The following is an 8,435-nucleotide window of genomic DNA, read 5'->3' as shown; positions in this document are numbered from 1 at the left end:
CTCGGGAGGGACCGAGCGGAAGGAGTAGACGGAATTTATATACCGTCAAAATTGAGTGAGGCTTACTGAAGAGCCGTATGCGGAAAATCCGCACGTACGGTTCCGTGAGGGGCATTGAAATATATGTCTACTCGACAAGTTAAAGAACAGAAGACAAACCCAAAAACTTGACTTATGAATCCTTAAACCTTAAACCTTAAACTGTCTTTTAGCGCCCGTAGCTCAGCTGGATAGAGTACTTGCCTACGAAGCAAGGTGTCGCAGGTTCAAATCCTGTCGGGCGCACGAAGTGCCATCATTTTTTTATTCATTAACCGCAGGATTTGAGGGGAGGCCCGACTTAAAATAATGCCAATCATGCGGTGCATGATGGGCGACCTTTGGGAGGGCCGGCTGGACGACCGGAGTCCCGGAAGGACGTAGGCGCCAAATCCTGCCGGGCGCACGAAGTTCATGAGTATCGGCGAAGTAGGAAGAGACAAGCAGCATGATTTCTAAGGATGAAAAAGATTCTTATTTTATGTCTGAAGCCTTGAAAGAGGCGGACAGGGCCTTTGAGGGAGGGGAGTCTCCGATGGGTGCTTGCATTGTTTATGAAGAAAAAATCATTGCCCGGGCGCATAATCAAGTGGAGCTTTTAAAAGATCCTACGGCCCATGCGGAGATGATCGCGATTACTCAAGCAGCGAATCATCTTAAAAACTGGCGGCTTTTGGACTGTACTCTTTATGTGACGAAAGAACCTTGCTTGATGTGTTCAGGCGCTATTTTACTTGCACGGGTGAAGAAATTGATTTATGGTGCGAAAGATGAGACTGGGAAGGGCTTACGAGATTTAATTCATCCAGGATATGAAGCAGCGTTTCAACAACTGGAAAGGGTGGGTGGAGTATTGGCAGAGCCCTGCCAGCTTTTATTAAAGGAATTTTTCAAGAAAGTGGAGAGGTGGCTGAGTGGCCGATAGCGGCGGCTTGCTAAGCCGTTGTACTGTTAATTCAGTACCGGGGGTTCGCCCTGATATACATCAGGGCGCCCTGTCGAATGACAGGGCGAATCCCAATCAATAAGGTTATAGAATGTATTACGTGTACATATTAAAATTAGAAAACGGGCAGTTGTATACAGGATTTACGGGGGATTTGAGGAGAAGAATATTAGAACACAAGAGAGGTAAAAAAAGGAACAGAAGGGAAAAGATATCTGAGGTTACAGATTAGAGATCTCCTAAAAGAATTAATGTGAGGAGAGGTGGCTGAGTGGCCGATAGCGGCGGCTTGCTAAGCCGTTGTACTGTTAATTCAGTACCGGGGGTTCGAATCCCCCCCTCTCCGATTTTAAAGGTTTTTAATGATGGTAGGGATTCGAAGGGTACCCGAGCGCATCCTGAGGATGAAGAAGCGAGGGACCCGGGCTCCGGAGGAGCGAACGAGAGTGAGCGGAGGAGGAGGAATCCCCCCCTCTCCGATTTTTAGATTTTAGATTGCGGATTGTGGAATGGAAAAAGGACGTCAGGTGCCTTAAAAACGAATCATCATTCAATAAAAGACATTATTGCTTTCCCCGACTACCGCTCCCTTTTACCATAAAACGGCTTTTTCCTGGGTTGGAACTCACGGTTTCCATCGGACCGGCGGTTATCGTAGGGACGGCCTTGGCCAGGGATGATTTCCACCAGCCGGATTTTTTTCTCTGTCGCCTCCTTCATCATATCATTCAGCGCCCGCTCAATGTCACGATCCTTATTCAATCTAAACTTCTGTTATGAATGAGAAAAATCATTATTTCATGATGTGATTTTGTTATAATCCCCTTTCCATTTTTAAAATGAGAGCAAAGGCATGAAAATTTTAATCACCGGGGGTTCGGGATTTTTAGGAATAAACTTGGTTCGGCATCTTTTTAAAAAAGGGCTTAACGAGATTGTCATCCTTGATCTTGTTGATTTTCACTATCCAGAGAAAAGTGATATTACTTTCATTAAGGGAGATATCCGAAATAAAAATCATGTGAAAGAGGCTGTTAAGGGTTGTCAGTATGTGATTCATACCGCTGCCGCACTGCCCCTTTATAAAAAGGAAGACATTCTTTCAACGGACATTGATGGAACAAAAAATTTATTAGAGGAGGCCTATCGTCAAAAAGTAGAACGTTTTGCTCATATTTCATCTACCGCAGTCTACGGGATTCCAGATCATCATCCTTTGTATGAAAATGATCGATTAGAGGGAGTCGGTCCTTATGGAAAAGCCAAAATCCTGGCTGAGGAGGCCTGTCTTGAATATCGAAAAAAGGGAATGTGTGTTCCTATCATTCGGCCAAAATCTTTTGTCGGACCCGAAAGGCTGGGGGTTTTTGCCCTTTTTTATGATTGGGCTAAAGACGGTAAAAATTTTCCCATGATTGGAAATGGAAAGAATCGTTACCAGCTGATGGACGTTGAAGATTTGTGTGAAGGAATTTATTTAACCATGGTGAAGGATCGTGAAGCAGCAAATGATACCTTTAACATGGGAGCAAAAGATTTCACCACCATGAAAGAAGACTATCAAGCGGTCCTTGACATGGCAGGTTTTGGTGGGAAAATCACAACTTTTCCTGCGTGGCCCATGATAGGGACATTGAGGATTCTGGAATTTTTTAAATTATCCCCGCTCTATAAATGGGTTTATGAAACCGCTTCAAAAGATTCGTTTGTCTCGATTGAAAAAGCACAGAGTATCCTAGGCTTTAACCCCCAATATTCAAATAAAGATGCCCTGGTTAAAAATTATCGATGGTATCTGGACAATTTAAGAAACTTTCATGATCAATCTGGAATTTCCCATCGCCAGCCCTGGAAACAGGGAGCCTTAAAGTTTTTCAAATTGTTTTTTTAGACCCATCAAACATTTTTGTCCATTCGAATTTCTTGCGTTTTTTCCAACCTGTGTTGTGGTAGAGATAGCTGAAAATAAGCGGGACAAGGGTTGTTGCCTCGGCATAGACCATTTGTTCAAAAATCGTATCGACTTTTCCCCAGGAGCTTGCTTCTTTCAGGGTTGAACTTGAACAGGCTCCGTCACGAACATCAGCAACGGTAATTTGAATGGCATACTGATGCATGGGGACATTAACCCCAAGACATTCTGCGCAGACCACCGTATCTTGAATAAAATTTTTAGGGACCCCGCCCCCAATCATGAATAAACCCGACGTTTTTGCTGCCATCTTGATCTGAGTCAGTTCATAAAAATCTTTGACAGAATCAATGGAGAGATGAGGTTTATTTTGTTTGATCCGATCATGCTGATGGAGCACCAGGCCGAATCCGGCACTTGAATCAGTAAAGGCAGGACAAAAAATAGGTACGTTATGATCATCAGCAAGTTCGATAAGAGAATTTTTCTTCTTGGCATTTTTCTTTAAAAATTTTCCCATCTCACGTATGAATTCCCGTGACGAATAAGCCCGGGGCTCAAGCGAGTCGGCGATTTTCTTAATCGTTGAATCACAGATCTGCAGCTCTTCTTCATCAATATACGTATCGTAAATACGGTCCACATAATTTTTACGCAGCATGGAGTCATCAGTAAAGGCAGAGCCCTTATAGTGTTTAAATCCAAGTGCTTCGAAGAAGTCCATATCAACGATGGAAGCCCCCGTAGCAATAACGGCATCAATCATGTTGTATTGAATCATGTCGGCATAAACATTCATACATCCACCCGCACTGGTGCTTCCTGCAAGGGATAGAAAAATCGTACAATCTTTATTGGCGATCATTTTGGAAAAAATGTCCGTCGCACGGGCCGTATCTCTTGAAGTAAAAGACATGTCCCTCATGGCATCAATGATGGGCGTTGAATTGAATTTTGTCGCATCAATCTGCTTCACCACTTCTTTTAAAAGATCTTTTTTCTTCATAGTTTCCTCTTATTTAAAATTTATAAGTACCTTGCTTTAGGGTGCAAAATAGTTTTGCATAAACCAGATGATCTTTTTCCTTGCACAGAAGAAGGCCAATGGCTGGCTTGTCGTCTTTGTGACGGAGAAGATCATCCACTGCCGAGAGATAAAGATTCATCTGCCCTACAAAAGCGGGGTTGAAGGGAACCGCCTTAAGTTCGATCACGATATAGGATCGCAGATGTAAATGATAAAAGAGTAAATCAACGTAGAAGTCCTGTTTCCCAACTTCTAAGTGGACCTGACGGCCTACAAAAGCAAAGCCAGCACCTAATTCAAGCAAGAACCGCTGGATGTGGTCTATCAATGCTTGCTCAATCTCACGTTCTTGGCGAGGATCTGCTGTACCAAGAAAATCGAAAAGGTAGGGGTCCTTGAAAACCTGCGATGCCATATCCGAGTCATTCGGCGGTAAAGTTTCGGAGAAGTTATTGATTGCTTTACCTTGCCGAACATGTGCATGATACTCAATCTGGAGACACAATACAGGCTGGGACCAACCGTAGGTGACGGTTTGCTGGGCATACCACAATCGCGTTTCCGGATCTTCAAGCTGTTGCAACAAGGCAATATTCTGATACCAAGTCAATTGTGCAAGTGCCCCTTGCACAATTGACCGGTCTTGCCAAGCCGCGGCAAAGGCTCGCATATACTTCAAATTCCTTGGCGACAGACCTTGCATATCTGGAAATTCCTTACGCAGGTCAGCGGAAAGTCGGTCTACAACTTTAGATCCCCACCCTTCTGACTTCTGCCGCTGTAGAATGGTGTGACCCATGTCCCAATAAGCAAGAATCATTGAGGCATTTGCAGCAAGAATGGTTTTGATCCGAGTTTTGCGAAGGAGATTCTTTAGCTCCGCTAAGGTTTGCCCATAACCCATGGGAAGTTCATGAACAGATGGAGGTGACGTAAAACGTGCCTCATTCCGAGAACGCCCTAGGGAGCGGCGATGATCATATTTCTCTTTCGATTTTTTCATCTCTCATGCCTTGTTCGTTCATCTTAAATGCTTGCTTCACCCCCTCACAAATATCTCAATGTTGGATGCAAATAATTCTCGACATAATCTTTCACAGAATCTTCCAAGGACTGAAATGGGATGTTATATCCGGCACGACGCAAATGCTCGATCTGGGCCTGCGTTCGATATTGGTATGCATCACGTAATTCTTTGGGCATTTCAATATATTCAATTTTCGGTTTTTTCTTCAATGAAGAAAAAACCGCTCCTGCAAGGTCGTTCCAGGTTCTCACTTTTCCTGTTCCTAAATTAAAGATACCGTTTATTTTTGGAGAATCCAAGAACCATTCGATCACCTTAATGCAATCTTTGACATATATAAAATCGCGAACTTGTTCGCCATCGTTGTATTCCGGTTTGTAGGACTTAAAAAGTTGAATCTTTCCTGTCTCCTGAATTTGGTGATAGGCCTTATACACCAAACTTTTCATATCCCCTTTATGATATTCGTTGGGACCAAACACGTTAAAAAACTTTATCCCAACCACTTTATTTTCAAGCCTATTTTGCAGTAGCCAGAGATCAAAAATTTGTTTTGAATATCCATAGGGATTAAGTGGAACAAGCTTCAATGTTGTTTCTGGGTCGTCACTGAATCCTTGCGATCCATCCCCATAGGTAGCGCCACTGCTGGCATAAATGAAACGAACGTTTTTTCGGATCGACCATTGAGCCAGGGTTTGCGTATAACGATAATTATTCTCCATCAAGTGATCAGCGTCGGTCTCTGTTGTAGAAGAATTTGCGCCCATGTGAATGATCGCATCCATTTTAGGAAATTTTTCACCCAATAATAAAGGGATGAATTGATCTTTATGAAAATAATCCAAGAAGCGTTTGCCAACGAGATTTTTCCATTTGACTGAGGTCCTGAGTCCATCAACGATGAGAATGTCTGAAATCCCTTTTTCGTTGAGTCTTCTCACCATCGCACTTCCAATGAATCCCGCTCCACCGGTCACAACAATCATTTTTATTATTCCTTTTTTTTACCCAGATTTTGCAATAGACGCGAGAACCGAGACGCAAGAGCTTGAGCCAGATTGGCCTGAAGAAAACGTAGGCATACATTGACAGATGTCTGTCGAGGCTTTCTGAAGGCCAAGGTGGCCAAGATCTTGCGTCGAATTCCGCGGCCTATTGCAAAATCTGGGTTTAATACCCGTTACAATTTGGCGTTTTTTGGGTTTAAAATCAATCTTATTCTAACCCAGAATTTGCAATAGGCCGCGGAATTCCCCGCCTCACCTCGTCTTCGACAGCGGTGAGAACGAGGCAGGGACACAAGATTTTGTATTTAACAGTGTTAATGAAAGGAGTAGTGTTAAAGAAATGAATGCTTCCGTTGCAGCTGTTTTTAAAACCTATCCAAAGGATATCGCAGAGAAATTGATGTTCTTACGCCAACTGATTTTTGACGTTGCTTCTAAAACGGAAGGTGTGGGTGAGCTTGAAGAGACTTTGAAATGGGGAGAACCCAGTTATGTCACAGCCAAATCTAAGAGCGGAAGCACCGTTAGAATTGATTCTGTACAATCAAAACAGGAACAATATGCCATTTATTTTCACTGCCAAACGACATTGATTGAAACGTTCAGAAAAATGTACCCAGATCAATTCAAATATGGCGGTAATCGCAGTATTCTATTTCATGTAAAGGATGAAATTCCCGTAAAAGAATTAAGCCACTGTATTTCGTTGGCACTCACTTATCATCTGGATAAAAGGCGTGCTTCACATTTTAAGCGTTTGTAAAAACTCTTTCGGAGTCAGTACACTGATATTTGATTTTCTAAAATCTTTCGTGTTTCGGGTAATCACGCAATCCATTCTGTGACTCATGGCGATAAAATACTGCACGCCATCTTCAAAATCGTCAAATTCAGAATGGATGGATTCGCTTATTTCTTTGTCGGTCAAGGGGAGAATTTTTATCAACGAACGAATTTTAGTAACTGCCTCAATGGCTTTTCGATGATTCGAAATTTTGTTCAGAATATAATAAATATTTGCGACGATGAGACAGGAGGTATATCCATCGATTTCGTTGCGTTCGCAAGAGCTGATGAGTTCATTAGAAAACTCAGAGTGAGGTTTTCTATCTAAAATGGTATCCAGGAAAATGTCGGTGTCTATAAAGATTTTTTTCATAAATGTTTCTCAATCAGAGCATCGGCCAAAATATCTTTATCTTTAATGTTTTTCGATTTGATCATCCCCGCAAGGGTTGCAGTGATAGGAGAAACGGTCATGTGTTTCCCTTTAGATTTTTTTGTCAAGGATGAAAAAAAGAATTCCACCAGCTTGGAAAGGCTTAAATTCCTCTCGTGAGCATATTTTTTAGCTTTTTCAACGACAGTCTTGTCCATTGCTAATGTGAGTTTGCTTGTCATTTTGCACCTCCGTACGTATGAAATGTATAATATATATACGTATTTTACAACCCATTTTTAAAGATTCAGGCCGTTTAAAAAGTCGGTAGATATTGGGAAAATATACACTTTTTACCCAAGGACAGAGATAGGAGATTGAGCTATCAATAAACCTTATGCTCATCCACATTCTTAAATCCATCGTATTAGGCGTGATGGTGGCAGCTTCCGGGTACAGTTTACTCAAGCATCATTCGGGAATGACGGGCCACGAAAGCATTCTTTTAGCTACCGGTTTTGTGGTTGCTTTTCTCACGGCTTTTGGAATGGTTCGATTTCTGATCCACTATGTCCAGAACCATGATTTTAAGCTTTTTGGATATTATCGGATTGTTTTAGGTTTGCTGATTTTAGGATCTATTGCATGGGCTGTCGGATAATGGTTTTCCATTTTACGGGGACGGCTTTTCGGATGTCGCTTAAGTAAATTTCATGATGCTTTCCAATTCGTTTGCTCTTGGAGTCAATGAACTGGTGAACTTTTTCAATCGTCGGCCCTTCCTCTGAAAAAGGGCCGATATGCAGGATTTGTGCACACTTCCATTCCGACAAAATTTCCATCCGAAGCTTAGAAATAGCTTTTGGATTCTTCTTCTTTTTCACATCGGCAATGGCGCTCTGGATAATCTCAGGAGTGACAAAGGAAGGCTGCATAATCATCATTGTCCACTGCCACTTAGATTTGTCATCCGTTGTAAACTCAAGACTGTCGGCGACCCACCACAATCCTTCCAGCGGCATAACCCCATAATCAATCGCCGAAGGCCCCTTTTTTACCATGAATTTTACAGCATACGAAACGGTAAATAATGCTTCAATGGCATCCGCGTAATCTTGCGAGGTGTTGGGGTCCCCCTTGCCATCGATCATCAAGTAATTCATGGAGGGAACATCAACCTCAACAACCGCTTTTGCCGAAGGCTGATACAGGTGTTTTAACTCTTTCTTGAGATTAACTTTTTTCATGGTCTTTTCTTATGATGGCCAAGAATTTTATGTGAATCTTATAGCATGGGATGCTCTGAACAGTTATG

At 42.4% G+C, this 8,435-nt stretch carries 11 protein-coding genes and 2 tRNA genes; 7 read left to right on the top strand and 6 right to left on the bottom strand.

Annotation, left to right across the window (positions count from 1 at the left end):
* Window positions 1-211: 211 nt before the first annotated feature.
* The 5 genes from HYS07_05555 to HYS07_05535 all read left to right on the top strand — a co-directional run bounded on the left by HYS07_05555 (window position 212) and on the right by HYS07_05535 (window position 2,876).
* Window positions 212-285, top strand: a tRNA-Arg gene (locus tag HYS07_05555).
* 202 nt (window positions 286-487) lie between these two features.
* Window positions 488-964 carry a nucleoside deaminase gene (locus HYS07_05550; GenBank protein MBI1870645.1) on the top strand — a complete coding sequence of 159 codons (477 nt, stop codon included), beginning with the start codon at window positions 488-490 and terminating at the stop codon, window positions 962-964.
* A gap of 112 nt (window positions 965-1,076) precedes the next feature.
* Complete coding sequence (locus tag HYS07_05545; protein ID MBI1870644.1) at window positions 1,077-1,217, top strand: GIY-YIG nuclease family protein; 141 nt, start codon at window positions 1,077-1,079, stop codon at window positions 1,215-1,217.
* A gap of 25 nt (window positions 1,218-1,242) precedes the next feature.
* A tRNA-Ser gene (locus HYS07_05540) sits at window positions 1,243-1,331 on the top strand.
* 507 nt (window positions 1,332-1,838) lie between these two features.
* Entirely contained in the window at window positions 1,839-2,876 is a 1,038-nt protein-coding gene (locus tag HYS07_05535; GenBank protein MBI1870643.1) for an NAD-dependent epimerase/dehydratase family protein, read from the top strand.
* Here HYS07_05535 and HYS07_05530 read toward each other — a convergent pair.
* The 3 genes from HYS07_05530 to rfaD all read right to left on the bottom strand — a co-directional run bounded on the left by HYS07_05530 (window position 2,860) and on the right by rfaD (window position 5,940).
* Window positions 2,860-3,903 (bottom strand): deoxyhypusine synthase, encoded by a 1,044-nt coding sequence (locus HYS07_05530; protein MBI1870642.1) that lies wholly within the window; start codon window positions 3,901-3,903, stop codon window positions 2,860-2,862. The genes HYS07_05535 and HYS07_05530 overlap by 17 nt on opposite strands.
* Window positions 3,904-3,916: 13 nt before the next feature.
* Window positions 3,917-4,828, bottom strand: a complete 912-nt coding sequence (locus HYS07_05525; protein MBI1870641.1) for a DUF1016 domain-containing protein — start codon at window positions 4,826-4,828, stop codon at window positions 3,917-3,919.
* Window positions 4,829-4,971: 143 nt separating this feature from the next.
* The gene (gene rfaD, locus HYS07_05520; GenBank protein MBI1870640.1) at window positions 4,972-5,940 is read right to left on the bottom strand and encodes an ADP-glyceromanno-heptose 6-epimerase; all 969 of its coding nucleotides are present in this window, start codon (window positions 5,938-5,940) and stop codon (window positions 4,972-4,974) included.
* A 361-nt stretch (window positions 5,941-6,301) separates the two neighbouring features.
* Here rfaD and HYS07_05515 point away from each other — a divergent pair, with 361 nt between their 5' ends.
* Window positions 6,302-6,724 carry a DUF1801 domain-containing protein gene (locus tag HYS07_05515; GenBank protein MBI1870639.1) on the top strand — a complete coding sequence of 141 codons (423 nt, stop codon included), beginning with the start codon at window positions 6,302-6,304 and terminating at the stop codon, window positions 6,722-6,724.
* Here the strand turns inward: HYS07_05515 and HYS07_05510 are convergent.
* Both HYS07_05510 and HYS07_05505 read right to left on the bottom strand, forming a co-directional pair.
* Window positions 6,704-7,120, bottom strand: a complete 417-nt coding sequence (locus HYS07_05510; protein ID MBI1870638.1) for a PIN domain-containing protein — start codon at window positions 7,118-7,120, stop codon at window positions 6,704-6,706. The genes HYS07_05515 and HYS07_05510 overlap by 21 nt on opposite strands.
* Window positions 7,117-7,362 (bottom strand): hypothetical protein, encoded by a 246-nt coding sequence (locus HYS07_05505; GenBank protein ID MBI1870637.1) that lies wholly within the window; start codon window positions 7,360-7,362, stop codon window positions 7,117-7,119. The genes HYS07_05510 and HYS07_05505 overlap by 4 nt, the downstream gene beginning before the upstream one ends.
* Before the next feature lie 155 nt (window positions 7,363-7,517).
* Between HYS07_05505 and HYS07_05500 the strand changes: the two genes are divergently transcribed.
* Window positions 7,518-7,781 carry a hypothetical protein gene (locus tag HYS07_05500; GenBank protein MBI1870636.1) on the top strand — a complete coding sequence of 88 codons (264 nt, stop codon included), beginning with the start codon at window positions 7,518-7,520 and terminating at the stop codon, window positions 7,779-7,781.
* Here HYS07_05500 and HYS07_05495 read toward each other — a convergent pair.
* Window positions 7,759-8,367 carry a GyrI-like domain-containing protein gene (locus HYS07_05495; GenBank protein ID MBI1870635.1) on the bottom strand — a complete coding sequence of 203 codons (609 nt, stop codon included), beginning with the start codon at window positions 8,365-8,367 and terminating at the stop codon, window positions 7,759-7,761. The genes HYS07_05500 and HYS07_05495 overlap by 23 nt on opposite strands.
* Window positions 8,368-8,435: the final 68 nt, after the last annotated feature.

This window comes from Chlamydiota bacterium, from assembly GCA_016178055.1.
Classification (GTDB): domain Bacteria; phylum Auribacterota; class JACPWU01; order JACPWU01; family JACPWU01; genus JACOUC01.
Note: the sequence above shows the minus strand (reverse complement) of the source record. Positions and strands in the feature narration are given on the sequence as shown.